This window comes from Sphingomonas sp. ASY06-1R (assembly GCF_052180265.1).
In the GTDB taxonomy this organism is placed as follows: Bacteria; Pseudomonadota; Alphaproteobacteria; order Sphingomonadales; family Sphingomonadaceae; genus Sphingomonas_I.
Window position 1 is genome coordinate 2,819,880 of record NZ_CP197464.1, and the last position, 24,628, is coordinate 2,844,507.

General features: G+C 64.8%; 22 protein-coding genes and 1 tRNA gene. 10 read left to right on the plus strand and 13 right to left on the minus strand.

Annotation, left to right across the window (positions count from 1 at the left end; genetic code table 11):
- Positions 1–282: 282 nt before the first annotated feature.
- Together ACSBM8_RS13605 and ACSBM8_RS13610 are read right to left on the minus strand one after the other, a co-directional pair.
- Positions 283–750: a DUF2721 domain-containing protein gene (locus ACSBM8_RS13605; RefSeq protein ID WP_442678549.1), complete on the minus strand. Its 468-nt coding sequence runs from the start codon at positions 748–750 to the stop codon at positions 283–285.
- Positions 751–758: 8 nt separating this feature from the next.
- Positions 759–1,964 (minus strand): LL-diaminopimelate aminotransferase, encoded by a 1,206-nt coding sequence (locus ACSBM8_RS13610; RefSeq protein WP_442678550.1) that lies wholly within the window; start codon positions 1,962–1,964, stop codon positions 759–761.
- 111 nt (positions 1,965–2,075) lie between these two features.
- Here ACSBM8_RS13610 and ACSBM8_RS13615 point away from each other — a divergent pair, with 111 nt between their 5' ends.
- Positions 2,076–3,791: a PHA/PHB synthase family protein gene (locus ACSBM8_RS13615; RefSeq protein WP_442678551.1), complete on the plus strand. Its 1,716-nt coding sequence runs from the start codon at positions 2,076–2,078 to the stop codon at positions 3,789–3,791.
- Positions 3,792–4,004: 213 nt separating this feature from the next.
- Here the strand turns inward: ACSBM8_RS13615 and ypfJ are convergent, their stop codons facing one another.
- The 3 genes from ypfJ to msrB form a co-directional block, all read right to left on the minus strand.
- Complete coding sequence (ypfJ, locus tag ACSBM8_RS13620) at positions 4,005–4,916, minus strand: KPN_02809 family neutral zinc metallopeptidase (RefSeq protein ID WP_442678552.1); 912 nt, start codon at positions 4,914–4,916, stop codon at positions 4,005–4,007.
- Positions 4,917–4,996: 80 nt separating this feature from the next.
- The gene (locus ACSBM8_RS13625; RefSeq protein ID WP_442678553.1) at positions 4,997–6,070 is read right to left on the minus strand and encodes a mannose-1-phosphate guanylyltransferase/mannose-6-phosphate isomerase; all 1,074 of its coding nucleotides are present in this window, start codon (positions 6,068–6,070) and stop codon (positions 4,997–4,999) included.
- A gap of 38 nt (positions 6,071–6,108) precedes the next feature.
- The gene (gene msrB, locus ACSBM8_RS13630; RefSeq protein ID WP_442678554.1) at positions 6,109–6,597 is read right to left on the minus strand and encodes a peptide-methionine (R)-S-oxide reductase MsrB; all 489 of its coding nucleotides are present in this window, start codon (positions 6,595–6,597) and stop codon (positions 6,109–6,111) included.
- Positions 6,598–6,702: 105 nt separating this feature from the next.
- Between msrB and queG the strand changes: the two genes are divergently transcribed.
- The 4 genes from queG (at position 6,703) to ACSBM8_RS13650 (ending at position 11,453) form a co-directional block, all read left to right on the plus strand.
- On the plus strand, positions 6,703–7,869 hold the full coding sequence (gene queG, locus ACSBM8_RS13635; RefSeq protein ID WP_442678555.1) for a tRNA epoxyqueuosine(34) reductase QueG: 1,167 nt from the start codon (positions 6,703–6,705) through the stop codon (positions 7,867–7,869).
- Positions 7,870–7,981: 112 nt separating this feature from the next.
- Entirely contained in the window at positions 7,982–8,908 is a 927-nt protein-coding gene (locus tag ACSBM8_RS13640; protein WP_442678556.1) for an ABC transporter ATP-binding protein, read from the plus strand.
- A gap of 43 nt (positions 8,909–8,951) precedes the next feature.
- Positions 8,952–10,556, plus strand: a complete 1,605-nt coding sequence (nadB, locus tag ACSBM8_RS13645) for an L-aspartate oxidase (RefSeq protein WP_442678557.1) — start codon at positions 8,952–8,954, stop codon at positions 10,554–10,556.
- Positions 10,557–10,565: 9 nt separating this feature from the next.
- Positions 10,566–11,453: an alpha/beta fold hydrolase gene (locus ACSBM8_RS13650; RefSeq protein ID WP_442678558.1), complete on the plus strand. Its 888-nt coding sequence runs from the start codon at positions 10,566–10,568 to the stop codon at positions 11,451–11,453.
- A 46-nt stretch (positions 11,454–11,499) separates the two neighbouring features.
- Here ACSBM8_RS13650 and ACSBM8_RS13655 read toward each other — a convergent pair whose 3' ends face one another.
- Entirely contained in the window at positions 11,500–12,285 is a 786-nt protein-coding gene (locus ACSBM8_RS13655; RefSeq protein WP_442678559.1) for a class I SAM-dependent methyltransferase, read from the minus strand.
- Positions 12,286–12,407: 122 nt separating this feature from the next.
- Here ACSBM8_RS13655 and polA point away from each other — a divergent pair, with 122 nt between their 5' ends.
- The 3 genes from polA (at position 12,408) to ACSBM8_RS13670 (ending at position 18,151) form a co-directional block, all read left to right on the plus strand.
- Positions 12,408–15,152: a DNA polymerase I gene (gene polA, locus ACSBM8_RS13660; protein WP_442678560.1), complete on the plus strand. Its 2,745-nt coding sequence runs from the start codon at positions 12,408–12,410 to the stop codon at positions 15,150–15,152.
- A 115-nt stretch (positions 15,153–15,267) separates the two neighbouring features.
- Positions 15,268–16,815 carry a lipopolysaccharide biosynthesis protein gene (locus ACSBM8_RS13665; protein WP_442678561.1) on the plus strand — a complete coding sequence of 516 codons (1,548 nt, stop codon included), beginning with the start codon at positions 15,268–15,270 and terminating at the stop codon, positions 16,813–16,815.
- Positions 16,816–16,915: 100 nt separating this feature from the next.
- Positions 16,916–18,151 carry an FAD-dependent monooxygenase gene (locus ACSBM8_RS13670; RefSeq protein WP_442678562.1) on the plus strand — a complete coding sequence of 412 codons (1,236 nt, stop codon included), beginning with the start codon at positions 16,916–16,918 and terminating at the stop codon, positions 18,149–18,151.
- A gap of 25 nt (positions 18,152–18,176) precedes the next feature.
- On the opposite strand, the gene ACSBM8_RS13675 is transcribed toward ACSBM8_RS13670, so the two are convergent.
- Both ACSBM8_RS13675 and ACSBM8_RS13680 read right to left on the minus strand, forming a co-directional pair.
- On the minus strand, positions 18,177–18,809 hold the full coding sequence (locus tag ACSBM8_RS13675) for an LON peptidase substrate-binding domain-containing protein (RefSeq protein ID WP_442678563.1): 633 nt from the start codon (positions 18,807–18,809) through the stop codon (positions 18,177–18,179).
- The gene (locus tag ACSBM8_RS13680; RefSeq protein WP_442681598.1) at positions 18,809–19,705 is read right to left on the minus strand and encodes a tetratricopeptide repeat protein; all 897 of its coding nucleotides are present in this window, start codon (positions 19,703–19,705) and stop codon (positions 18,809–18,811) included. Before ACSBM8_RS13680 ends, ACSBM8_RS13675 begins: the two co-directional genes overlap by 1 nt.
- A gap of 198 nt (positions 19,706–19,903) precedes the next feature.
- Here ACSBM8_RS13680 and ACSBM8_RS13685 point away from each other — a divergent pair.
- Positions 19,904–19,978, plus strand: a tRNA-Gly gene (locus tag ACSBM8_RS13685).
- A 163-nt stretch (positions 19,979–20,141) separates the two neighbouring features.
- Here ACSBM8_RS13685 and ACSBM8_RS13690 read toward each other — a convergent pair.
- Together ACSBM8_RS13690 and ACSBM8_RS13695 are read right to left on the minus strand one after the other, a co-directional pair.
- Positions 20,142–20,885, minus strand: a complete 744-nt coding sequence (locus ACSBM8_RS13690) for a hypothetical protein (protein WP_442678564.1) — start codon at positions 20,883–20,885, stop codon at positions 20,142–20,144.
- Positions 20,886–21,008: 123 nt separating this feature from the next.
- Positions 21,009–21,494 (minus strand): hypothetical protein, encoded by a 486-nt coding sequence (locus tag ACSBM8_RS13695; protein ID WP_442678565.1) that lies wholly within the window; start codon positions 21,492–21,494, stop codon positions 21,009–21,011.
- Positions 21,495–21,639: 145 nt separating this feature from the next.
- Between ACSBM8_RS13695 and ACSBM8_RS13700 the strand changes: the two genes are divergently transcribed.
- Positions 21,640–21,861 (plus strand): hypothetical protein, encoded by a 222-nt coding sequence (locus ACSBM8_RS13700; RefSeq protein ID WP_442678566.1) that lies wholly within the window; start codon positions 21,640–21,642, stop codon positions 21,859–21,861.
- Between the two features lie 163 nt (positions 21,862–22,024).
- On the opposite strand, the gene ACSBM8_RS13705 is transcribed toward ACSBM8_RS13700, so the two are convergent.
- The 3 genes from ACSBM8_RS13705 to ACSBM8_RS13715 all read right to left on the minus strand — a co-directional run bounded on the left by ACSBM8_RS13705 (position 22,025) and on the right by ACSBM8_RS13715 (position 24,602).
- Complete coding sequence (locus ACSBM8_RS13705; protein ID WP_442678567.1) at positions 22,025–23,374, minus strand: FAD/NAD(P)-binding protein; 1,350 nt, start codon at positions 23,372–23,374, stop codon at positions 22,025–22,027.
- Positions 23,375–23,470: 96 nt separating this feature from the next.
- Entirely contained in the window at positions 23,471–23,668 is a 198-nt protein-coding gene (locus tag ACSBM8_RS13710; RefSeq protein WP_442681599.1) for a KTSC domain-containing protein, read from the minus strand.
- A gap of 43 nt (positions 23,669–23,711) precedes the next feature.
- Positions 23,712–24,602: a LysR family transcriptional regulator gene (locus tag ACSBM8_RS13715; RefSeq protein ID WP_442678568.1), complete on the minus strand. Its 891-nt coding sequence runs from the start codon at positions 24,600–24,602 to the stop codon at positions 23,712–23,714.
- Positions 24,603–24,628: the final 26 nt, after the last annotated feature.

Below are 24,628 nucleotides of genomic sequence, written 5' to 3' on the forward strand. Positions count from 1 at the left end.
AGCCAAACATCCTGACGTCAAAATATTTGAAATCAAGCCTTGTTCGCGCGTCCGGAATGAATCACATTCCACCTGCTTTTCAACTTAGCGAAAGGAGGTGACCGATGTCTCATGGTTCAGCTTGGGGGTCGGTTTTGTCCGTTCGGGAGACGCGTTTCTAACCATCGTTAGAAAACGCTGGGGTCTCCCGGGCCGAACATCCGGCCGCTGACCCATGTTGGAAGGGTCGCTCGACGATGGCCGAGCGGCCCTTCTTTCGTCTTGGCGACACGCTATTGGCGTTCAGCTGCGCTCCAGCAGCTCATCGCGAATCCGGATGGCGTGCACCGCGACGCGCACCTCGATCAGAAACAGCAGCAGGCTCGCGATCAGCAGCAGCAACGATGTAGCGAACATGACCGCCAGCGTCCGGGCAAAGCTGAAGCCGGCAAGCCGCGCGACGAACATCATCGCCACGACCGTACACAGCACGACCGCGCTGGAGGTCGCCAGGAAGATGGCGTTGTTGACGATCCGCATGCGCCGGTCGAGCAGGCGCAATTCGCGGACCTGATGGACGTGCAACGGGTGGTCGCGCGGCGTGAAGTCCGCCTCCACCGTGCGGGCGCGATCGACGATGCGGGTCAGCCGCCCGGTCAGCATGCCGAGAATGATGCCGATGCCGTTGAGCAGGAAAGCCGGGGCCAGCGACAATTGGATCGTGTTCGCCAGCCCCGGCAGGCTCGATACGTGGAAAAGATCGTCGAGCATCCGGCGGTTCAGCTCGCCTGGGCGGCGCTGTTGACCCCCATGCTGGCGAGGTAGCGCTTCACGTTGCGCGCCGCCTGGCGGATGCGATGCTCATTCTCGACCAGCGCGATGCGGACATAGCCCTCGCCTTCCTCGCCGAAGCCGACGCCGGGCGCGACCGCGACCTGCGCATGGGTCAGCAACTGCTTGGAGAATTCCAGCGCGCCGAGATGCTTGAGGGCGGGCGGGATCGGCGCCCAGGCGAACATCGACGCTTCCGGCGACGGGATATCCCACCCCGCCCGGGCGAAACTCTCGACGAGCACGTCGCGCCGCCCCTTATACAGTTTGCGGTTGGCCGCGACGATATCCTGCGGGCCGTTGATCGCCGCCACCGCGGCTGCCTGGATCGGCGTGAAGGCGCCATAATCGAGATAAGATTTCACCCGCGTCAGCGCGCCGATCAGCTGGCGATTGCCGACCGCGAAGCCAATCCGCCAGCCCGCCATCGAATAGGTCTTGGACATGGACGTGAATTCGATCGCGACATCCTTGGCGCCCGGCACCTGCAGGATCGACGGGGTCGGCGTGTCGCCAAAATAGATTTCGGCATACGCCAGATCGCTCAGCACCCAGAGCTTATGCTCCTTCGCGAAGGCGACGACCTGCTCGTAGAAAGCGAGATCGGCGACGTAGGCGGTGGGGTTGGAGGGATATCCGATCACCAGCACCGATGGCTTCGGCACCGTATAGGCCATCGCATATTCCAGCCGCTTGAAGAAATCCGGGCCCGGCGCGGCCGGGATCGAGCGGATCGCAGCGCCTGCGATGATGAAGCCGAACGTATGAATCGGGTAGGACGGATTGGGCGCGAGCACGACGTCGCCCGGCGCGGTGATCGCCTGGGCGAGGTTGGCCAGGCCTTCCTTGGAGCCCAGGGTCACGACCACTTCCTTGGCGGGATCGAGCTCGACCCCGAAGCGGCGCGCATAATAGCCGGCCTGGGCCTTTTTCAGGCCGGGAATGCCCGACGATGCGGAATAGCCATGCGCATTGGGATTGCGCGCCACTTCGCACAGTTTCTCGATGACGTGCGGCGCCGGTGCGCCGTCGGGATTGCCCATGCCGAGATCGATGATGTCCTCGCCCGCCGCGCGCGCCGCCGCCTTCATCGCGTTCACTTCGGCGAACACGTAAGGGGGCAAACGGCGAATGCGGTAGAAATCCTCGTTCATCAGATCCTCGGGTTGAAAGAAGCCTCTTTGCGTATGAGCGCGTATCGCCCATCTAGCCGGGCGGGGCCGCTATACCCGCTTTGCGCTTCAATGGCACCCACGAGGGACAAGATGGCCGAAGATGTGACCTTGCTCGACGAAATGGCCCATTGGACGGGCGTTGCCGGCCGCATGCAGCAATTGCTGATGGAGCATGGCGCGTCGGCCGCGTTGAAGATGGTCGACGATACGGCCACGATTCTGGGCGAGAATAAGAAAGCCGGCAACGAGCTGCTCGAGACCCAGACCGCCTGGTGGAACGATGCCATGACGCAATGGCAGTCGATGCTTCCCGCGGTGGATGGCGTCGCCGCCAAGGCGACCAGCGACCGCCGCTTCAGGGGCGCGCGCTGGGAAGAACCCGTCTTCGATATGATCCGCCAGAGCTATGTCGCGGTCGCCGATCAATTGCTGAAGGGTGTCGAGGCGGTCGAAGGCATCGATCCCAAGCAGAAGGAACAGCTGCGCTTCCTGACACGCAGCTTCGTCGAGGCGATGAGCCCCGCCAATTTCGCGCTGACCAACCCGCAGGTGCTCGACCGCATCATCGAGACGCGCGGCGCCAATCTCATCACCGGGCTGGAGCGTATGCTGGCGGATGCGGGCGCGGGCCAGATCCGCCATGTCGGGGAGAAGGCGTTCGAGGTCGGCAAGACGATCGCGACCACGCCCGGCAAGGTCATCAAGGAAACGCCGCTCTATCAGCTTATCCACTATGCGCCGACGACGCCCAAGGTGCAGGCGACGCCGCTGCTGATCTTCCCGCCGTGGATCAACCGCTTCTACATCCTCGACCTCAGCCCTGAGAAAAGCTTCGTAAAGTGGGCGGTGGATCAGGGCCTGTCGGTCTTCATGGTGTCGTGGAAGTCGGCCGATGCCAGCATGGCCGCAACGACGATGGACGATTACGTCCTGCGCGGGCAACGCGACGCGATCGATACGATCCGCGAATTGCTCGGCGTGCCGAGCGTGCATGTCGTCGGTTATTGCGTGGCGGGTACGGCGCTGTCGATGCTGCTCGCCTGGCTCGCCGCCAAGGGTGAGGCCGGTAAAGTCGCCAGCGCGACCTTCTTCACCGCCCAGGTCGATTTCAGCGAGGCGGGCGATCTCACCCTGTTCGTCGACGATGCTCAGCTCGCCCTGATCGAAAGTCTATCGCCCGAAGGCTTTCTGGATGGCCGCTATATGGGCGCGACGTTCAACCTGCTGCGCGGGCGCGACCTGATCTGGAACTATGTCGTCAACAATTACCTGCTGGCGGACGATTATAAGCCGTTCGACCTGCTCCACTGGAATAGCGACGTCACCAACCTGCCCGCCGACTGGCATCGCCGCTATCTCGCCGATTTCTATCGCGACAATAAATTGGTGAAGGGCGAATTGGCGGTCGATGGGCTCGCGATCAATCTCTCGACGGTCCAGACGCCGGTCTATGTGCAAGCGGGGCGCGAAGACCATATCGCGCCGCCCGAAAGCGTGTGGAAGCTGACCCATTATTTTGCAGGGCCGCTGCGCTTCGTGCTGGCCGGATCCGGCCACATTGCGGGCGTCGTCAATCCGCCGGCCGCGGGCAAATATCAATATTGGATCAACGACGAAGCGGTGCGGACCTTAGCGGACTTCGTCGCGGGCGCTCAGGAGCATAAGGGCAGCTGGTGGCCCGACTGGCTGTCCTGGATTTCGGATCGTTCCGGCGGCGACGTCCCGGCCAAGGGCGCACGCATACCAGGCAAAGGCAACCTCAAGCCGATCGAGGACGCGCCCGGGCGCTACGTCGTCACCCGCTGATCCGGTGGCTTTCCTCCCCTCCGTCAGGCTGCGCCTGCCACCTCCCCCTGGCGGGGGAGGATCGGGTGAACGGGCTATAGCGGTGATCCTCCCCCGCCAGGGGGAGGTGGCGACGGAGGCAACGGAGTGGGAGGTAGGCGGCACATTGTGCTTACGCGGGGCGATTAACCCAGGCCTGATCGCCATCCTCCTCCTTCGCCGAGGGGCGACGGGTTAGCCGATCGACCCGGAGAAGGTGTCGCACTTAACGGGATCGCCGGTCTCGAGACCGCGCTTGAGCCAGGCGACCCGCTCGGCCGACGTGCCATGCGTGAAGCTGTCCGGCACCGGCGTACGCCCGGCCGAGCGCTGGAGCGTGTCGTCGCCGATCGCGCTTGCGGCTTTCAGCCCCTCCTCGGCATCGCCGGGCTCCATCACTGGTTGGCCTTGCGCCGTCTTGGCGTTGGCGGCCCAAACGCCAGCAAAACAATCAGCCTGAAGTTCAACCCTTACCTGGAGCGCATTGGCACCGGCCTCGCCGGCCGCCTGCTGCCGGTTACGAACGCCGCTCAGCGTACCCAATAAATCCTGGACGTGATGGCCCACCTCGTGTGCGACGACGTAGGCCTGTGCGAAATCGCCGTTGGCATTGAAACGATTGGTCAACTCATCGAAGAAGCGCGGGTCGAGATACACTTTGCGATCGGTCGGGCAATAAAAGGGGCCCATAGCCGACTGCGCAGCACCGCAGCCCGACTGGCCGCTGCTTTCGTAGAAGCTCAGCGTCGTCGGCTCGTAGCGGCGACCATTTTGCTCGAAGATTTTGCTCCACGTATCTTCGGTCGAAGCCAATACCCGGCACGAAAAACGATGCGCCGGATCCGCGCCGCACACTTGCGCTGCGCCTTTCTGGCTGGTTTGAACCGCCTGCGGGCTTCCGCCACCGCCGACAAGGCTGAGCGGGTTCATCCCGAACAGCATCATGCCCAGCACGAGCACGACGATCCCAACAATGCCGAAACGGCTGGCTACGAGGCTGAATATCAGGCCGAGACCGCCGCCGCCGCCGCCAAAGCCCCCAAAGCCGGCACCGCCGCCGCGCTGCTGCTCGACATTGTCGCTTTCCCGGTAATCGTCGAGGCGCATGGCGTTTCCCTTGTTGGTCAACGCTTAAACGGCACGGAGGCGCAACGGTTGCACGGCCGTGCGCCTCCCCACTTATGCGCTTAGAGCGCCCGGTCTAGCGTGATGTGGCCGTCCTTCTGCAAGGCTGCGACCGCACGCTTCACCTCCTGGCTTTCGCCGCGGGGCATGATGAGCACCGCGTCGGGCGTGGCGATCACGATGAGGTCGGACACGCCGACGGCCGCCACCACCGGGCCCTCGCTCCGGATCAGGCAGCGTTCGGTATCGATGGCAAAAACCTCGCCATGATGCGCGTTGCCAGCCTCGTCCGTGTCGGAGATGGCGTGCAATGCATCCCAGCTGCCAACATCGGACCAGCCCATTTCGACCGGGACCACCGCGACGCGCTCGGCTTTCTCCATGACCGCATAATCGATCGCCTGGCTGGGCGAAGCGGCGAAATCGTGCCGGTTCGGATAGAGGCGATGGCCTTCGCGGGTCGCGCCCTCCATCGAACGCTGAACGGCAGCCAGGATGTCCGGCGCATGCGTACCGAGCGCATCCAGATAGGCGCCCGCTGCAAACAGGAAGATCCCGCCGTTCCAGCTATAATCGCCACCGGCGAGATATTGCTCAGCGGTCGCACGATCGGGCTTTTCGACGAAGTTGCGCACGCGCGCGACACCCGGGGACAATTCTTCGCCGCGTTGGATATAGCCATAGCCGGTTTCCGGTCCGTCGGGCGTGATGCCGAAGGTGATGAGCCACCCCTGCTCCGCCAGCGGCGTCGCGGCCGCGATCGCAGCGCGGAACGCGGCCACGTCGCGGATGACATGATCGCTGGGCATGACCAGCATCAACGCGTCGCGATCAACTGCCAGTGCCGCTGCCGCGATCGCCGGGGCCGTATTACGCCCGGCGGGCTCGAGAATCAGCAGCGCCTGCTCCAGACCGCCCGCTGTCAGCTGCTCCTCGATCATTTCCACATGGGCGGCATTGGCCACCACGACCGGCGCGGCATAGCCTTCGGATACGGGCGCGCGGCTGGCGGTGAGCTGCAGCATCGTCTCTTCGGATGTCAGGCTCAGCAATTGCTTGGGTCGGCCGGTGCGCGAGAGCGGCCACAGGCGGGTGCCAGACCCCCCGGACAGGATGACAGGCGTGATCAGGCTCATACGCGCCCCAGGGGCTCAAACGACACATGCATCGGCAGTCAGACTTTCGCTGGAGTGAATGTTAGCGCTACCCCGTTCATGCAGTAACGCAAACCCGTAGGCTTCGGTCCATCGTCGAAGACATGTCCAAGATGACCTCCACAACGGCGGCAATGCACTTCGGTACGGGTCATGCCGAGAGAACCGTCTTCGCGCGTCAGCACGGCATTTTTCAGCGGCGCCCAGAAGCTGGGCCAGCCGGTGCCGCTTTCGAACTTGGTCGTCGACGAGAAGAGGGGCAGCGCGCAGCCGGCACAGGCGAACAGGCCCTTGCGATGCTCGTTCAGCAGGGGGCTGGAAAAGGGCCGCTCGGTGGCCTCGCGACGCAGCACATTATAGGCGGCGGGCGTCAGCTTCTTGCGCCACTCCGCATCGGTGAATGTCACCTCATACCGCATCGGGGCACCCCGACTTCTGCCGGGCCACAGCAGGGCAATGGCCAACGCGCCGCCACCAGCGCCGATCAGCGCCCGCCTCGATACATCCATCGGGGTTCCTTCCACCGCGTTCGTGATGAACGTGCAACGTCCCAAAAATGTGCATCCTTGCCTCGGGATACAAGCAGCACTCGGTTAATGTGGTAATGGGACAAGGTGATTAACCCGTTCAATCTGCCGGATGCGATCAAGCAGGAGGCGCGCGCGCTCGGCTTCGCCGCTTGCGGGATCGCGCGCGCCGATGCCGCTCCGCAGGCGGCCGCACGGCTGCAGGCCTGGCTGGCCGACGGCGCGCATGGCGACATGACGTGGATGGAGGAACGCGCGCAGCAACGCGGCAGTCCGGCCGCTTTGTGGCCCGAAGTACGGTCTGTGATCATGCTCGGAATGAGCTACGCGCCCAAAGCCGATCCGCTCGCGCTGGCGGCCGCGCCGGACGTCGGGCGCATCTCCGTCTACGCGCAGGGGCAGGATTATCACGACATCGTGAAGAAGGCGCTGAAAGCGCTCGCGCGCTGGCTGATCGCGGCGGTACCGGACAGCAATCTCAAGGTTTTTGTCGATACGGCGCCGGTGATGGAAAAGCCGCTGGCCGAAGCTGCAGGCATCGGTTGGCAGGGCAAGCATACCAACCTTGTCAGCCGCGAGGATGGCAGCTGGCTGCTGCTCGGCGCGATCATGACCACGCTGGATCTCACGCCCGACGCCGCCGGCGACACGCGCTGCGGCTCGTGCAGCGCCTGTCTCTCCGCCTGCCCGACCGACGCCTTTCCGGCGCCATTCCGGCTCGATGCGCGACGCTGCATCTCTTATCTCACGATCGAGCATAAGGGCCCGATCCCGCACGAGTTTCGCAGCGCGATCGGCAACCGCATCTATGGCTGCGACGACTGCCTGGCGGTATGCCCCTGGAACAAGTTTGCCGACGCGGCCGCCGCCAACCGCGCCTTCGCCGCGCGCGCCGAACTCGCCGCGCCGGAACTGGCGGACATCCTTGCCCTGGACGACGCGAGCTTCCGCGCGGTGTTTTCAGGATCGCCCATCAAGCGGATCGGGCGCGATCGCATGGTCCGCAACGCATTGATTGCGGCGGGCAATAGCGGGCGATCCTCGTTGGTGCCGCGCATCGTGCCCCTGCTCGACGATGGCGCACCCGTGGTCCGGGGGGCAGCCGCATGGGCCCTGTCCCGCCTCGACCCGGCGGCTTTCGAGATCGAAGGCCACCGCCGGATACCGCTTGAAACCGACGAAGATGTCCGCGCTGAATGGGCCGCCCCGGATTGCTTGCCTTCGGCGACCTTCGGTTCGCTGTGCTCGCAATGACCGTTTAACTTCACCGTTATTGCGCGCCGCCTAGCGATACCGCAATCCAGGCTCGGACATCGGGCAAGCGAGAGCTTCCGTTCACCGCCATCAGCTTCTATGCGCTCTGGCTATGACCGATGCGGCAATCAGCCTTCAGGGCTTGTGCAAGACTTACAAGGGTGGGAAGCAGGCGCTGACCGATGTCACGCTCGATATCCCGCAGGGGCAGATTTTCGGGCTGCTCGGGCCCAATGGCGCAGGCAAGTCGACCACGATCAATATCCTGGCGGGTCTGGTCACGAAGACGGCTGGCAAGGCCTCGATCTGGGGCTTCGACATTGACGAGCATCCGCGCAACGCCAAGCGATCGATCGGCATCGTGCCGCAGGAAATCGTGTTCGATCCCTTCTTCACGCCGTTCGAGATGCTGGAGCTCTATGCGGGCCTCTATGGCGTGCCGAAGAAGGAGCGCCGCTCGATGGAGCTGCTGCGCGCCGTCTATCTGGACGACAAGGCGCACGCTTATGCGCGGTCGCTTTCGGGCGGGATGAAGCGTCGGCTGCTCGTCGCCAAGGCGCTGGTGCACAATCCGCCGGTGCTGGTGCTGGACGAACCGACCGCTGGCGTGGACGTCGAGCTGCGCCAGCAATTGTGGGAATATGTCCGCGCGCTCAACGCCCGCGGCACCACCGTCGTCCTCACCACGCATTATCTGCAGGAAGCCGAGGAATTGTGCGATCGCATCGCGATCATCAATCACGGTCGGGTCATCGCCAACCGCCCCACCCGGGAATTGCTGGCGATGGCGCAGGAAAAGGCGGTGACGGTAACACTGGACCGCGATCTGAGCGTCGCCCCCCAAGCACCCTGCTTTGAAAAGATCGAGCTCAAGAATGAGCGGTCTCTCGTCATCACCTATTCCAAGGACAAGGTGAATGCGGGCGAGGTTCTGGCGGCGTTGCAGGCAGCGGGCCTCGGCATCGTCGATGTCTCGACGCATGAAGCCGATCTGGAGGATGTCTTCCTCAACCTGACGCGGACGCCGGCCGATGCGTAAGGGACTTCGCCTCCGCCCCCGTTCCAGCCGGGGCGACGTCTAGATGGCGCATCATTATGACGTGCTGATCATCGGTTCGGGCGCGGCTGGCCTGACAGCGGCGCTCAACCTCGCCGACAACCGCAAGGTGGCAGTGCTGGCGAAGGCGGGCCTGTCCGAGGGATCGACCGCATGGGCGCAGGGCGGGATCGCTGCGGTGCTGGAGCCGGGCGACACGTTCGAAAGCCATATCGAAGATACGATGGTGGCGGGCGCGGGACTGAACGACCGCAAGACCGTCGAGTTCGTGGTGGAGCATGCCCCCGCCGCGATCGAGCGGCTGGCGGAACTAGGCGTCCCCTTCAACCCGACCGAGGGCGTCGCGGGCGACGGCGGCCATGACCGCTGGCATCTGACGCGCGAGGGCGGGCATAGCCACCGCCGGATCGTCCATGTCGACGACGCCACCGGCTGGGCGGTGCAACAGGCGCTGGAGAAAGCCGCCCACGCCCACCCCAATATCAGCCTGATCACGGACATGGTCGCGATCGACCTCGTCACCGGCCGCCACGCGGTGCGCTATTCCGGCGATGGCCGCGTGCGCGGTGTCTATGCGCTGCACCGCGCCACCGGCCACGTCGCCCTGTTCACCGCGCGCGCGACCATCCTTGCGACCGGCGGCGCGGGCCGCGTCTACCAATATTCAACCGCCCCGCGCGGCGCCTCCGGCGATGGGATCGCCATGGCGTGGCGCGCCGGTTGCCGCATATCCAACATGGAATTCAATCAATTCCACCCGACCTGCCTTTATAATCTGGAGGTCAAGAATTTCCTGATCACCGAGGCCATGCGCGGCGAGGGCGGGCTGCTGAAGCTCCCTACCAACGGCCACCGCTTCATGCCCGATTTCGATCCCCGCGCCGAACTTGCCCCGCGCGATGTGGTCGCCCGCGCGATCGATCATGAGATCAAGCGACTGGGGTTGGACTATGTCCACCTCGACATCAGCCACAAGCCGCCGGAGTTCATCGAGCATCATTTCCCGACCATCTATGCCAAGCTGCTGACGCTCGGCATCGACATCACCAAGCAGCCGATCCCGGTCGTCCCGGCGATGCATTATACGTGCGGCGGCGTGATGATCGACCGTGACGGCCGCACCGATCTGCCGGGTCTTTATGCGGCGGGCGAGGTCACCCAATCGGGCCTGCACGGGGCCAACCGCCTCGCCTCCAATTCGCTGCTCGAATGTTTCGTGTTTGGCGAGGCGGCGGCAAAGCATATCGAGGCGCATTGGGCCGAGCTACCCGAGCCCGACGCGATCCGACCATGGGACGAAAGCCGCGTGCGCGATTCCGACGAGGATATCGTCGTCCAGCATAATTGGCGCGAGATACGCCGGTTCATGTGGGATTATGTCGGCATCGTTCGCACGACCAAGCGGCTGGAGCGCGCGCTCCATCGCGCTACCCTGCTGCAGCAGGAGGTTGACGATTATTATGGCAATTACCGGATCACGCCCGATCTGATCGAGCTTAGAAATCTGGTGGTGGTGGCGACGCTGATCGTGCGATCCGCGCTCCGCCGCAAAGAAAGCCGCGGTCTCCATTACACGCTGGATTTCCCGGAGACGAAAGCGCGCGCCGTCGATACGATTCTGGTACCTTGAGGTCTGCCCATGCCGACGATCGAAACCGACCTGCTGGAAATTGACTATCGTGACGAGGGGCCTGTCGAGGCACCCGCGATCCTGCTGCTGCACGGCTGGCCCGACGACGTCAGCACCTGGGACATTGTCGGCCGCCAGCTGAACGAAGCCGGATATCGCACCATCGCGCCAAGCCTGCGTGGATTTGGCGCGACCCGTTTCCTGTCGGACGATACGCCCCGTACCGGGAATACCACCGTGATCGCGCTGGATATCATGGTCATGATGGACCGGTTGGGGATCGGGCGTTTCTTCGTTGCGGGCCATGATTGGGGATCGACCATTGCGGAGGCTCTGGCGGTCGGCTGGCCCAATCGGGTCGCGCGCATGGCGTTGCTGTCCTCGATGCCGCGCATGGGCGGGCTCGCGACGCCGCCTCTCTGGCATGCGCGCCTGCTATGGTATCACTGGTTCCAGGCAACCCAGATCGGGGCCGACGCCGTGCGCGCCGATCCAAAGGGCTTTGCGCGTCAGATGTGGGAAGCCTGGTCGCCCCCAGGATGGTTTGACGAAGCGACCTTCGAACGCGTCGCACGATCGTTCGACAATCCCGATTGGCCGGAGATCACGATCCACTCCTATCGCGCCCGCTGGGGCGAAGCCGCGCTGGATCCGCGCAGCGAGTGGCTGGAGACGAATATCCTGCGCACGAAGACGCTCTCCGTACCCGCGCTGTACATTCAGGGCGAAGAAGACGGGGTGAACCCACCGGCGGTGAGCGAGCGGGTTGCGGAGAAGTTCACCGGGCCGTTCGAGCGGGTCGTGCTGCCGGGCGTAGGCCATTTCCCGACGCGCGAAGCGCCCGATCAGGTCGCAGCGAACCTGATGACGCTCTTTTCCACAACGGAGTTCAACTGACCGCGCCGTTGCCGGCGCGGTCACTGAACCGGTCGGTACGACCGGCTTAGCGCGGCTTGACGAACCGCAAGGTCATGCGATCGCTCTCGCCGATCGCGACATATTTGGTGCGGTCCTCATCGCCCAGTTGCAGTGTCGGCGGCAGCGTCCACACGCCCTTCGGCCAGTCCGCCGTGTCCTTGGGATTGGCGTTGATCTCGCTCTCGCCTGCGAGCTTGAAGCCCGCCTCCGTCGCCAGTCGGACGACCGTCGAACGTTTGACATAGCCGCTCGTGTCTTCGCGGTCCTTCGACGCCGCTTCCGGCAAGCGATGATCGACAACCCCCAGCATCCCGCCCGGCTTCAGCGCTTTGTAGGCCGCCTTGAAGAAAGCGAGCGCCACCTTGCCCGTCTTGTCGCCGCCGTCTTCCGCCATCAGCATATTGTGGACGTTACGGAAGGTCAGCACGCGATCGGCGCTGCCGGCCGGGGCGATCGTTGCCGCGGCCGGATCGAAGACCGATACCGTAGCACTGGCCGCCCCTGGGAGCGTCGCGATCAGCTTCCTGGCGCCTTCGATCGCCCGGGGACTATTGCCGACGACCGCGACATAATGGCCGTTGCCCGCCAATAAGGGCATCAGGATGCGCGTATACCAGCCGCCGCCGGGCGAATATTCGATCACCGTCTGCCCCGGCGCGACGCCGAAGAAGCTCAGCGTCTCCGCCGGATGGCGATAGCGATCCCGAGGGCGCTCCGCCTCCTGGCGCGCAGGATTGGCAACCGCAGCCTTGATCGCGTTGCTGGGCGCGGCATGGAGCGGGACCGCGAAAAGCGCCGAAGCGATAATCATGGTAATTCCGGCGGTTCGCATCGTCTCGTCCCCTTGTTATGATGTCCGCTGTTTGCCCGATCCCGACCTTTCGCGAAAGGGAGGCTGTGCAGGCCCCGGCGGCCTGCTAGAACGACGCTAGCATGGCCTCCAATCATCTCTATCTCGTCGATGGCTCCGGTTATATTTTCCGGGCTTATCATCGACTTCCGCCGCTTACCAACAAGCATGGCCAGCCTGCGGGCGCGGTCTATGGCTTCACCACCATGATGTGGAAGCTGGTGGAGGACCTCCATGCCGCCGATGGGCCAACCCACATGGCGGTGATCTTCGACGCATCGTCCAAGACGTTCCGCAACGACATGTACGATAAGTATAAGGCGCACCGTCCGCCGCCGCCGGAGGATCTGGTTCCGCAATTCCCGATGATCCGCGACGCCACCCGCGCCTTCTCGTTGCCCTGCATCGAGGAAGAGGGGCTGGAGGCGGACGATATCATCGCTTGTTACGCCAAGGCCGCATTGGCGCATGATTGGAAGGTCACGATCGTCAGCTCCGACAAGGATCTGATGCAGTTGATCGAGCCACGGCTGGACCTGTTCGACACGATGAACAACCGTCGGCTCGGGCGCGAGCATGTGCTGGAAAAGTTCGGCGTCGAGCCCGAGCAGTTGGGCGACGTGCTCGCGTTGATGGGCGACAGCGTCGATAACGTCCCCGGCGTCCCCGGCGTCGGCCCCAAGACGGCGAGCGAGCTGATCCAGACCTATGGCTCTCTGGAGGGCGTGCTCGCCGCCGCGCCCGACATCAAGAAGCCGAAGCTCCGCCAAAACCTGATCGATCATGCCGATGCGGCCCGCCTCAGCCGCGAATTGGTGCGCCTTGTCTGTGACCGCCCCCTGCCCCAGCCGCTCGATGAGCTGATCCTCAAGGGCCTGCCCAAGGAGCCGCTCCAGCAATTCCTGACCGATCAGGGTTTCCGATCGCTGCTGACCAAATTGGGCGGCGAGGAAGCCAGCGCGGCGCTGCCGGCGCGCGTCGCCGACGCGGTGCCGTTCGTGCACAAGGATTATGAAACCGTCATCACCGAGGCGGATCTCGATCGCTGGATCGCGCAGGCTTATGCCGCCGGTGTCGTCGCGGTGGATACCGAGACGGATCATATCGACTGCATCCGTGCCAATCTGGTCGGCATCAGCCTTGCGACCGCGCCGGGCAAGGCCTGCTATATCCCGGTCGGTCACGGCCGCGGCGGCGAGGATCTGCTGACCGAGCGGCCGGAGCAATTGCCCCATCCGCTGGTGCTGGCCAAGCTCAAGCCGCTGCTGGAGGATCCGGCGATCCTCAAGATCGGCCAGAACCTCAAATATGATCTGATCATGTTCCGCCGCAGCGGCATCGATATCACGCCCTATGACGACACGATGTTGCTGTCCTACGATCTGGACGCGGGGCTGGGCGGGCACGGCATGAGCGAGCTCGCCAAGCGCCACCTCGATCATGCGTGCATTGATTTCAAGGATGTATGCGGCAGCGGCAAGAACCAGGTCAGCTTCGACATGGTGCCGCTGGACCGCGCCACCGAATATGCCGCCGAAGATGCGGACGTCACGCTGCGGCTATGGCACAGGCTCAAGCCGCGGCTGGTGCCGGAACAGGCCAACCGCGTCTACGAACTGGTCGATCGGCCGCTCGTGCCGGTGGTGGCCGAGATGGAGCGCGCCGGCATCCTCGTCGACCGCGCCGAGCTCCACCGCCTGTCGACCGAGTTCGGCGAAGACATTTTGCGGCTCGAGGGCGAAGTACACCAGGCTGCGGGCGGGCCGTTCACGATCGGAAGCCCCAAGCAATTGGGCGAGGTTTTGTTCGACCGGCTCGGGCTGGCCGGCGGCCGCAAGGGCAAATCCGGCGTCTATTCGACCGACGTCAACGAACTGGAACGGCTGGCGGCGGACGGCGTCGAGGTCGCACGGCTGGTGCTCGACTGGCGTCAGCTGACCAAGCTCAAATCGACCTATACCGACGCGTTGCAGCAGCAGATCAACCCGGCCACCGACCGCGTCCATACCTGTTTCAGCCTCGCGGTCGCCCAGACCGGGCGCCTGTCCTCGACCGATCCCAATCTCCAGAATATCCCGATCCGCAGCGAGCTTGGCCGGCGCATCCGCCATGCCTTCGTCGCCCCGCCCGGCCATGTCCTGCTTGCGGCCGATTATTCGCAGATCGAATTGCGGCTGGCCGCGCACATGGCCGACGTGCCGCAGCTGCGCGAGGCGTTCGCGCAGGGGCAGGACATTCACAGCCTGACCGCAGAAGAATTGTTCGGGGTGGTCGATCGCGATACGCGCGGCAAGGCCAAGACGATCAACTTCGCCATCCTCTACGGCATCTCCTCCTGGGGCCTTGCCGGTCGGCTGGGTGTCGACCGCACCGAAGCGCAGGCGATCATCGACCGCTATTTCGATCGCTTCCCCGGCGTGAAGAATTACATGGCGGAGACGATCAACGAGCTGCGGTCCAAGGGCTTCGTCACGACCTTGTTCGGCCGCAAGACACATCTGCCGGGGATCAAGGGCAAGACCGTCGGCGAACGCCAGAGTGCGGAACGCCAGGCGATCAACGCACCGATCCAGGGGACCAGCGCAGACATCATCAAGCGCGCCATGGTGCGCGTCGGCCCCGCGCTGGAACAAGCCGGCCTCGGCCATGTCCGCATGCTGCTCCAGGTCCACGATGAGCTCGTCTTCGAACTGCCGGAGGCGGATGTCGCTGCTGCCACGCCGGTGATCGAACGCGTCATGGCCGAAGCTGCCACGCCACATGTCACCCTATCCGTCCCGCTCGGCATCGAAATCGGCACCGGCCGCAGCTGGGGCGACGCGCATTGAGCGACATTTCTTGCCGTCTCGGCAATTTCGTCATTGCGAGCGAAGCGAAGCGATCCAATCCGATAGGGACTGGATCGGCGCGCGGCGTCGCCCCTCGCGATGACAGGCATCAACTTTGACCGCTACCCTCGAGGCCACCGGCCCCGGCGACATCGAGACGCTCGCAAAGGGCGGACGCACCAACTTTTTCGGATTCCTGCTGCGGCTGGCGGCACGTCTGCCATTCCTGTTCATCGCGGGGCGCTGGTATGGCGCGGATGCGCTCGGTCGCTTCGCTTACGCCACGATCATCGTCGAATTTGCCGGGCAATTGGCGACAATGGGCCTGAAGCGCGGTTTGGCGCAGCAGCTGTCGACCACCAAGCGCGACCCGAGTTCGGTCGTGTGGGACGCGCTGTTGGTAGGGCTGATCGCGTCGGTGATCGCGGCGGCCGTGTTGATGGCGATGCCGCAATTGATGTTTCCCAATAGCGAGATCAATCGCCGCGACTATCTGTTGCCGCTGACCATCTTCGGCTGGGCCGGTTCGGACATTGCGCTCGCCGCGCTGGCCTATCGCGGAAACATCGCCGCGACGGTCAAGGCGCGCTCGCTGATCGAACCGTGGGTAATCAGCATCGCCGCCTTCGGGCTCGCCTGGTATTCGCTGCGCGACGGACTGATCATGGCCTATGCGATCTCCGCCGCGGCCGCCTTTGCGGCCTCGCTCTACCCTCTGCTCAGAACCTATGGGCGGCCGCGCGGCTGGCGGCCCGAGCCGATCCAGCTGTCCCGCACGGCCATTCGCAATCTGCCATTGGCAGGCGCCGACGCGATCGAATGGGGCTCGCGCCGGCTGGACATCGCGATGCTGGGGCTGTTTTTCGCGCCCGCGATCGTCGGCATCTATTATGTCGCGCAACAGGTCGCCAGCCTGCCCCAAAAGCTGAAGACCAGCTTCGATCCGATCCTGGGGCCGGTTATCACGCAGAATCTGGCGGACGATAACAAGCAGGCCGTCGCCAAGCAGGTGCGTCAGGTCGGCTTCTGGATCATTGCGGCACAGATCGGCATTGCCCTGGCGCTCGCCATCCCCGGCAAGGCCGTAATGGGTCTGGTCGGGCCCAGCTTCGTCGGCGGTACGGGCGCGCTCGCGGTACTGCTTGCAGCGGAGGCGATCGCGGCGACCGCGGTCGTCAGCGAGGCCGCGCTGATCTATGTCGCGCCATGGCGCAATCTGGCGATCTCGGGAGCGATGATCGTGGTGCAAGCCGCCCTGTCGGTCGCGTTCGTCTACCTCATCCGTGCCTTGCTGCCGGCCCTTGCCGATGCCGGATGGGTCAAGGCACGGCCTGATTCCCGTATCGATCCCATCGCGGCCGCGGGGCCGGCAATTGCCCTGATGGTAGCGCTCGGCCTTGCGGCGATCGTCAAGGCGCGGTTGCTGCGCAACATCCTCGGCGCACGCGTCAACGGGTGGCGCTGGTCGCTGATCTGGGCGGCGCTGACGGCGGGCACGATCGGCTGGTGCGTGACCCGCCTGCCCCACAAATTCGAATGGTTCGAACTCGCGGTCGGCGTGCCGCTGATCCTGGGCACGTTCAGTGCGATCATCTGGTTCAAGGCCTTTAACCATGACGACCGCGCCCTGTTTCGGAGTCAGGAAGAATCGACTGTCAGCTAGCCAAACCCGCTGTTCCTGAGTAGGCACGGAGCCGGTCGAAGTGCCGTGTTGAAGGACAATCCTTCCAGACGAGGCTTCGCAAGCTCAGCCTCTCCGCAGGATGAGCGGGAAGGGTTCAGTGCAGCGAGCAGACATCATCATCCTCGGCGGCGGACTGGTCGGCTTGACGCTGGCCCTTGCGCTGGATGCGCATGGAGTGTCGAGCATCGTCATCGATCCGGCGGAGCCCGCCAACGTACTCGCCCGCGGCTTTGACGGGCGCGCCTCGGCGGTGGCGAGCGCGAGCCACCATATGCTGGACGCGATCGGTATCGGCGCGCGGCTCGCGGGCCAGGGCTGCCCGATCCATTCGATCAAGGTCAGCGACGGCCTGACGCCGCGCGCGCTGTTGTTCGACGCCGATCCGGCATCGGGGCCGCTTGGGGTCATGTACGAGAATCGCCTGTTGCGGCGCACCTTGCATGAAGCGGCGGCGGCAGCAGCGAACATCACCCTGCTGATGCCGGCGCAGCCGGCCAGCGTCGAGCGGGACGCGACATCCGCCCGTGTCACCCTGGCGGATGGCCGCACCTTCACGGCGGGGCTGTTGGTCGGGGCGGAAGGGCGCAATTCCCCCTCCCGCGCGGCCGCCGGGATCAATGTGGCACGCTGGAGCTATGATCACACCGCGATCATCGCCACCCTGGGCCATGCCCGCCCGCATGGCGGGGTAGCGCATGAAATCTTTTACCCAAGCGGCCCGTTTGCGCTGCTGCCGATGCTGGACGACGAACACGGACCGCGTTCGGCGATCGTCTGGACGGTGGCCGGAAAGCATGGCGCAGCGATGCTGGGCCTGCCCGATCGCGCCTTCCTGGCGGAAGCCGAAAAGGGCATGGGCGGCCTGCTCGGGCCGCTCCGCTCGGTCAGTCCCCGTTCGTCCTATCCGCTCGGTTTCCATCATACCGCGCGCATCACCGCGGAACGGCTGGCGCTCGTGGGGGACGCCGGGCACGGCATCCATCCGATCGCCGGCCAGGGGCTCAACCTGGGCTTCCGCGACGTCGCGGCCCTTGCTGAAGTGTTGGTGGAAGGCGCGCGGCTGGGGCTGGATATGGGGGATGCGCAATTGCTGGCCCGCTACGAGCGCTGGCGCGCGCTGGACAGCTTCCTTGTTGCGGCAACGACCGATGGGCTGACCCGCTTGTTCGGCCTCCCCGGCCGGGCACCGCGCGCGATCCGCCGGTTCGGGCTCGATATAGTCGGGCGCATACCGCCGCTCAAACAGGCCTTCATGGCCGAAGCCCGCGGCGAATCCGGCGCGTTACCGAAGCTGCTGCAGGGCTTGGACGTCTAAACCAGCCGTTCGGGCAGGATCGGCACTATTGCAGCGTGCTATCGTCCCCGTCGCCGGCGGACGAGAAGCGCAGCAGCTCCGCCAACAAATCGGCACGCACGTCCAGATTGGCGGCTTCCAGCAAAGCCTGCTTCGCCGCGATGTCGAACGGGATCACCTGCGCCAGCCCGTTGACGAGCGATTCATCGTCCAGCCGGGCGACCTGATCCCAATCGATATCATAGCCGTGGGCGGCCGCGAAACGGCGCGCCTCGCGCTCGATCCCGGCGCGCGCGGTGCTCGCCAGCACCAGCTCGTCGCCGGCATCCCTGTCGAAACTTTCCAGATCGGCCAGCACCTGTCGGAACGGCGTCGTCACATCCAGTTCGCGCAGGAGCCGGAACCGCGAAACGCCTTCCAAAACCACATTGAAGCGCCCATCGGGGAGAGCTTCGACCTGGCCGATCTTGCCGACACAGCCAATGTCAAACAGCGCGGGATGGTCGCCCTCCGATCCCGGCAGCGGCTGGATCATCGCGATCCGGCGATCGCGCGCCAGCGCGTCGCTTACCAACGCGCGATACCGGGGTTCGAAAATGTGCAGCGGCAGGAAAGCCCCCGGCAACAGCAGCGCGCCGCCGAGCGGGAAGATGGACAGGCGGGTGCCGGTCTTGATCATCAGCCGAACAGGATCGCGGAGAGCCGGCGGCGCTGGGCCGCGACCCACGGATCCTCCAGTCCGGTGGCTTCGAACAAGGTCAGCAATCGCTTGCGCGCTGCGCCCTCATTCCACTCGCGGTCGCGTTCGATCGATCCGAGCAAAAGATCGGCGGCGCCGTCCCGGTCGCCGGCCGCCATCAAGCCGCCGGCGAGTTCGTAGCGCGCGTCCTGATCGTCGGGGGCGGTTGCGACACGGGTGCGCAATCCTGCCAGATCGTCAACCGGCGCTGCCTCGCTGGCCAGCGCAACGGCGGCATTGGCGCGCGCGATGCCGGCATCCTTGGCCTTATCGGCGGGAACCTGGGCGAGCAGCGCACGCGCCTCTTCGGTGTGGCCGGTCGCAAGCAAGGCGCGGGCATGGCCGGCAATGACCTGCAAATCCTCCGGGGCCATTTCCGCCAACTGGCTGAAGATGGACAAGGCGCGCTCGGCATCCCCATCCTCCAGCGACTCCTCGCCCATCGCGATCAACGGGGCGATATCGTCGTGAAGCGCATCCTCTTCACCGTGGACGGGAAGCTGCTTCAGCAGCTGATCCAGCATCTTGGTCAATTGCCCTTCGGTCCGGGCCGACGTGAGATCCGCGACCAACTGCCCCTGGAATACCGCGTAGACGGTCGGGATCGACTGCACGCGGAATTGCGCGGCAATCATTTTCTGTTCGTCGACGTTGATCTTGGCGAGCCTTACGCCCTTGCCGGCATAGTCTGCGGCGACCTTTTCAAGGACGGGGGTCAGCTGCTTGCACGGTCCGCACCACTCCGCCCAGAAGTCGAGAATGACGAGCGCGCTCATCGACGGCTCGATCACATCGCGCTTGAAAGCCTCGATCGCCTGCGCGTCGGCCGCACTCATCCCCAAGGTCGCCAAAGTGATGTCTCCTGATCTGTTCCGGCTTATGTGGGTCGTTGCGGCGGCCGCACAAGCCCGAAAGCCAATCGGCAAACTATCCACATGATTGATGAGAATGATCGTCGCTTGGGGGTTGCGGCACTGCAAAACCGTTGCTAACAGCCGCCCTCACCCCCGGGGTCTGGCCCCGGATGCGCACGAGCGGGCGTAGCTCAGGGGTAGAGCACGACCTTGCCAAGGTCGGGGTCGAGGGTTCGAATCCCTTCGCCCGCTCCAGCGTTCGGTCGGTTGAGATGATCTCACCGACCGCCGGACGTGTGAACGCAACGGCGCATATGCTGCAGATTTGGCGATGATATCAGCTGGAGTCGGCCAAGGGGCTTGCGCCGACAGTCTCTCACCATCTGCGCCAGCTGCGCGGACTTCAAGCCGTCCTCGATCATTCAACGACAAGGTCGGGCCACGGAATCCGCTCGCACCGTGCTTTAGGCTGCGCCGTTTTCTGCGCGAGCGCCGCCCGCAGCGTGGGAAGTGCCGTCACAGCCTGCCGCAGCGCCGTAATGTCGATCGTGCCGCGCGCCAGCTCTTTGTCACCACCGAGCCGGTCGGACGGACGGATTAGCGTCCAGTCGAGGGCGTCATACCCTTCGGCATAAGCAAGAAGGTCGCCGAGCGGCAGTTCGCCGTGCCCGTTGTGCAAATCGTGCGTATAAGGGAAAACCTGGGTCGAGAGCGCGGTGCTGCCGATCACGCCGTACGGCTCGACCGGAAACGGGCGTTGCATCTGGATCCACGCCACTTCTGGCAGGTCGGCGTCGATCCCGACACGAACCTTGATCTCGATCTTGCGCAAATCGACCGTCGGTTGGGTCGCCGGTTCCCAAATATAGCCGAGCTCGAGCTCAAGCGGTCGCTGGGTTTTCTGCGGGTCATAACCGCGCGGCTTCCATCGCATGAAATCGCCGGCGTCTGGCTTGCCGTCGTCCGTATACAGGCGCGACAGCGAAATCGTGCCACCGCCGAGCGCCTGCTCGACATCGCAGCTGTAGCGCCAGGACGGGTTGGTCTTGGTGGGCGTGACGGAGGAGGCTTGCGCCTTCCCCACAGGGACGCGGCGCGCCTCCGCCCCAGTAGGAAGCATCAACAAGAGGGGAAGCAGCTTCAAAGAATGACGCAGCAGCATTCGTCTTTCCAGTCCGTGAAAGTCGCCCGCGGAATAACGGGGGGCGCCCCCGCAATTCGAAGGCCCATCCGCCAGAGCGCCGAACGGGAACGACGCCTCATTGGCAGCGTGACGGAGCGCTTCTCAGCTCGCAGGGGATTTTGGCGTGGCTGCGCGGTTGGATCGCGCGCGCGGCGGCTTACGCTCGGTCGTAGCGGCCTTCACCGCGCTGCTTTTGGGAGCGGCCCGCTTGGGCGGGACGGGCTTGGGCTCCGCCGGGATGGGGGTTGACGCGGTCTCCGCCTGGCCCGCTGGGTGCTCGGGCGCCTTGAACAACTCGCCTAGGAACGCGGCGACGCCCTGCGCCAGCATGTTCCCGACCTCCTTGCCCTGCGCGATCAGATGGTCGAGCTCACCACCGGCCTTGGCCGCTGGCGGTGTCGCCGTGCCCTTGAACCGGCGCTTGGCAAGAGCCCCTGCCCCCGCCACCAGCGCGGCGGAAACGACCTCCCGCGCGATCGGGTTCTGCGCGAGTTCCGCGACGACGCCTGCCGATTTGCGCAATTGCTTGGGCAGCTTCACGCCGCCCACCTTTTTCGGCAGACGTGCTGCCTTGCCCTTTTTGGCCATGGACCTTCTCCTTGTTCAAGGATACGCGTTTCGGCCTCGCACGCGCTGCTGGCAAGAGCGGGTCAATATCCTATGATGAGTATAGGGATTGCCCGGTGTCGGCAGCGCGTCTATGTCTCCGCGTTCCATCAGGAGGGAACTACCCATGAAGAAGCTTATCGTTCTGCCGATTATCGCTGCTGCCGCACTCGGCCTGTCGGCTTGCACCAGCAAGACCGAGAATACGAACGTGACGGTCAACGACACCAGCGCAGACCTGAACGCGACCACCGATCCGACCGCAGCCGATCTGAACGCTGTCGACAACGGTGCGGACGCCGCGCTGGATAACGGCACGAACACCGCAGACGCGCTGACCAACGGTTAAGTCGCGTAGCGCCGAAGCTTAGCTTTCGGCCCTGCAAGCAGCTTTTCTATTTCCTATTTTCTAGGTAGGAAATATACAGGGTCCAACGCCATGTTGACTCCCTGGCGGATCCTTCGGCCCGATGGCGCAAGCCATCGGGCTTTCTTTTTACCATCGTGCAATCTTACAGGCCCTCGCCGCCGACCCAATGGGCGTTCGACAGCTTGCGGGCGACCGCCCAGGTCTGCCGCCGGATATCGGGCACGGCCACGATTTCCCAGAACGTCCCACGCGTCATCGGCCCGACTGCCAGCAATGTCGGCTGCGCATTGCCTTGCGCGTCGATCACCTCCGACTGCGGCGTGACGTCGATCCCCAGATGCAACGGATCGGGCCGGATCGCGCCGCGCGCGATCAGCCTGCGCAGCAGCGGCTCGCTGCTGCGAAGCAGATCGCCCTGCGGGCCGGTCGCGTTGATGATGCGACGCACCACCCGCAGCTCCTCCGCATCCTGCCCCCGCCGCCGATAGCGGACCTCGGCCTGCGCGCCCGCCGCCGTGACCGCGCCAAGCTTGCCCGCGACGATCTCCAGCCGTCCCGCAGCCCGCAAAGCCGCGATCTTTTCGGCAACCTGCGGCGCAATGCGATGGCGGTGCACGTCCCACCAGGCGCGCACGTGCCGCAGGAAGCGCCGGCGCTCGTCCAGGTCGGCCGCCATCCACAGGCCCTCGGTATAGGGTCGCATCTCGTCCACCGCCGCGCGCCAGCCCACCTCTTCGGACCGGGTCCGCATATGGCGCAACAGCGCCATCGCGTTGGGCGGCGGACGCATATCCAGCGTGGACGGCGTCACCGCGGCATGGGCGCGCGGGCTGAGACCGCGCCGCGATACGGCAAGGATCCGCCCACCAAAGCCCCGCGCCTCCAGCAGCAGCGCAATATCGATCATGGTCAGCCCCGAGCCGATCACCACTATGTCGTCCTCGGCGGTGAGCCCCGCGGCAAGATCGCTACCCCACGGCTCGGCGACGAACACCCCGGGGGCAAGCGCCTGGGCATCGATGCCGGCCGGAACGTGCGGCGGCAAATTACCGGGCGCGAGCACCACCGCATCGGCATCGATCGTGCGCCCGTCGGCCAGCGCCACCCGCCAGCTCTCTCCATGCGGTATCAGATCGACGGCGTCCCCTTCGAGGATCGTCAGCCGATCGGGCGCGGCGGCCCGCGCGTCCGCGAGCAGCTCGCTCAGATAATCGCCATAGACGAGCCGCGGCGCGAAGCCGCCGGCGAGCGCGGGATGACGTCGCTCCAGCCATCGCGCGAAATGATCGGGATCCTGCGGCAGCGCGCTCATATTGCCGGCGCGCACGTTGAGCAGATGGTCCGGATGCGCCGCCGAATAGGCGACGCCACGCCCCGCCGCGCTCCGCCGCTCGATCAACGTCGCCCGGGGGCCGTGATGCCGCAGCAGGTTGATCGCCTGCAACGCGCCCGAAAAGCCGCCCCCGATGATAGCCACATGGTCGGTCGTCAAAGTGCCCACGCTCCACAAGTCAGCGTTGGGCGATAGCGGCGAAGTCACGGAGAGGCCAATTGATCCTCAAGACATGGCAAACCGGCAACGGCGAGGCTAACGCAACCGTTCGAATGGGTAATGATCGCGGATAGTGGCATTGAAATATTCGCCCAGCGACGGCGCCTTTCGAAGCCCGGTCGCGATTTCCTGCGGCACTCCAAGATAGATATAGTGCCTGCCTGTGCGGAACGTCACCGCCAGTCTCTGCGCGGCGGGATCATAATCGAATGCCTTTATTACGGTGGAGGGCATCTTGGGCAAACGCTTCCGCCGCTGGCATGATCCGCTGGCTTGTTCAGCCGAGATAGGCCGCCAATTCTTCCGGCGCCCCCTGCGGGAACGCCGCCTTCAGGAAATCTAGAAAGGCCGACACGCGGGCACTCAGCAATCGGCGCGAGGGATAAAGCGTCCATAGAGCGATCTGCGGACCTTCGACATCCCCCCAGGAAACCAGCCGGCCGGCGGCGAGATCATTTCCCACCAGCGATACCGGAAGCTTCGCCGCGCCGACGCCCATCCGTACGGCATCGCGCACCATGACGAGCGAGGACAGGCTCAGCATAGGATGGACCGCGATGCGCGATTTGCCGGCGCGTGTGGTCACATTCCACGCCTCGTCCTGAGCGATCGGCCCGCGCACGATGGCAGGCGCTGCGCTATTGTCCGTGGGCAGCGCCAAATCGGGGCTCGCGGCCACCACCAGGCGGTCACGCAGGAAGATGCGGCCAACCAGAGTCTCATCGGGCGTGGGATTGACCCGGATCGCCAGATCATAGCCTTCTTCCACCATATCCACCGGCCTGTCTTCCGCCGTGATCTCAAGGCGGACATTGGGATATTGCAGCGCGAAGCCGGCCGCCAACTTCCCCATCGCCGTCTGGGAAAAGAGCAAAGGGGCACTGATCCGCAACCGGCCGCGTGGCGTCTCTCCGCCCGACGCGATCGCCGCCACCGTCTCGTCCAGCTCGGTCAGCAATTGCCCGGTACGCGCGAACAGCGCCCGGCCCTCTTCGGTCAGCTTCACCATGCGTGCGCCACGCTCGAACAGGCGCACATCCAAGCTGGCCTCCAGCTCCGCGACCCGGCGCGACAATGTCGCTTTGGGCCGCCCCGCCGCGCGTGCCGCCCGCCCGAAGCCGCCATGGCGCGCGACCAACGTGAAATCCGCAAGAGCGAGCAAATCCATATGTTCCACCTGTGAGACGGTCCGTT

What these genes read in the sequence shown, in the direction of transcription:
- ACSBM8_RS13690 (WP_442678564.1), bottom strand. Translation starts at nt 20,885, where the DNA reads ATGCTGCTGCGTCATTCTTTGAAGCTGCTTCCCCTCTTGTTGATGCTT.
- ACSBM8_RS13700 (WP_442678566.1), top strand. Translation starts at nt 21,640, where the DNA reads ATGAAGAAGCTTATCGTTCTGCCGATTATCGCTGCTGCCGCACTCGGC.
- ACSBM8_RS13715 (WP_442678568.1), bottom strand. Translation starts at nt 24,602, where the DNA reads ATGGATTTGCTCGCTCTTGCGGATTTCACGTTGGTCGCGCGCCATGGC.
- msrB (WP_442678554.1), bottom strand. Translation starts at nt 6,597, where the DNA reads ATGGATGTATCGAGGCGGGCGCTGATCGGCGCTGGTGGCGGCGCGTTG.
- ACSBM8_RS13605 (WP_442678549.1), bottom strand. Translation starts at nt 750, where the DNA reads ATGCTCGACGATCTTTTCCACGTATCGAGCCTGCCGGGGCTGGCGAAC.
- ACSBM8_RS13680 (WP_442681598.1), bottom strand. Translation starts at nt 19,705, where the DNA reads ATGAGTGCGGCCGACGCGCAGGCGATCGAGGCTTTCAAGCGCGATGTG.
- polA (WP_442678560.1), top strand. Translation starts at nt 12,408, where the DNA reads ATGGCCTCCAATCATCTCTATCTCGTCGATGGCTCCGGTTATATTTTC.
- ACSBM8_RS13625 (WP_442678553.1), bottom strand. Translation starts at nt 6,070, where the DNA reads ATGAGCCTGATCACGCCTGTCATCCTGTCCGGGGGGTCTGGCACCCGC.
- ACSBM8_RS13650 (WP_442678558.1), top strand. Translation starts at nt 10,566, where the DNA reads ATGCCGACGATCGAAACCGACCTGCTGGAAATTGACTATCGTGACGAG.
- ACSBM8_RS13655 (WP_442678559.1), bottom strand. Translation starts at nt 12,285, where the DNA reads ATGATTATCGCTTCGGCGCTTTTCGCGGTCCCGCTCCATGCCGCGCCC.
- ACSBM8_RS13615 (WP_442678551.1), top strand. Translation starts at nt 2,076, where the DNA reads ATGGCCGAAGATGTGACCTTGCTCGACGAAATGGCCCATTGGACGGGC.
- ACSBM8_RS13640 (WP_442678556.1), top strand. Translation starts at nt 7,982, where the DNA reads ATGACCGATGCGGCAATCAGCCTTCAGGGCTTGTGCAAGACTTACAAG.
- ACSBM8_RS13610 (WP_442678550.1), bottom strand. Translation starts at nt 1,964, where the DNA reads ATGAACGAGGATTTCTACCGCATTCGCCGTTTGCCCCCTTACGTGTTC.
- ACSBM8_RS13695 (WP_442678565.1), bottom strand. Translation starts at nt 21,494, where the DNA reads ATGGCCAAAAAGGGCAAGGCAGCACGTCTGCCGAAAAAGGTGGGCGGC.
- ACSBM8_RS13675 (WP_442678563.1), bottom strand. Translation starts at nt 18,809, where the DNA reads ATGATCAAGACCGGCACCCGCCTGTCCATCTTCCCGCTCGGCGGCGCG.
- ACSBM8_RS13670 (WP_442678562.1), top strand. Translation starts at nt 16,916, where the DNA reads ATGAGCGGGAAGGGTTCAGTGCAGCGAGCAGACATCATCATCCTCGGC.
- ACSBM8_RS13710 (WP_442681599.1), bottom strand. Translation starts at nt 23,668, where the DNA reads ATGCCCTCCACCGTAATAAAGGCATTCGATTATGATCCCGCCGCGCAG.
- ypfJ (WP_442678552.1), bottom strand. Translation starts at nt 4,916, where the DNA reads ATGCGCCTCGACGATTACCGGGAAAGCGACAATGTCGAGCAGCAGCGC.
- nadB (WP_442678557.1), top strand. Translation starts at nt 8,952, where the DNA reads ATGGCGCATCATTATGACGTGCTGATCATCGGTTCGGGCGCGGCTGGC.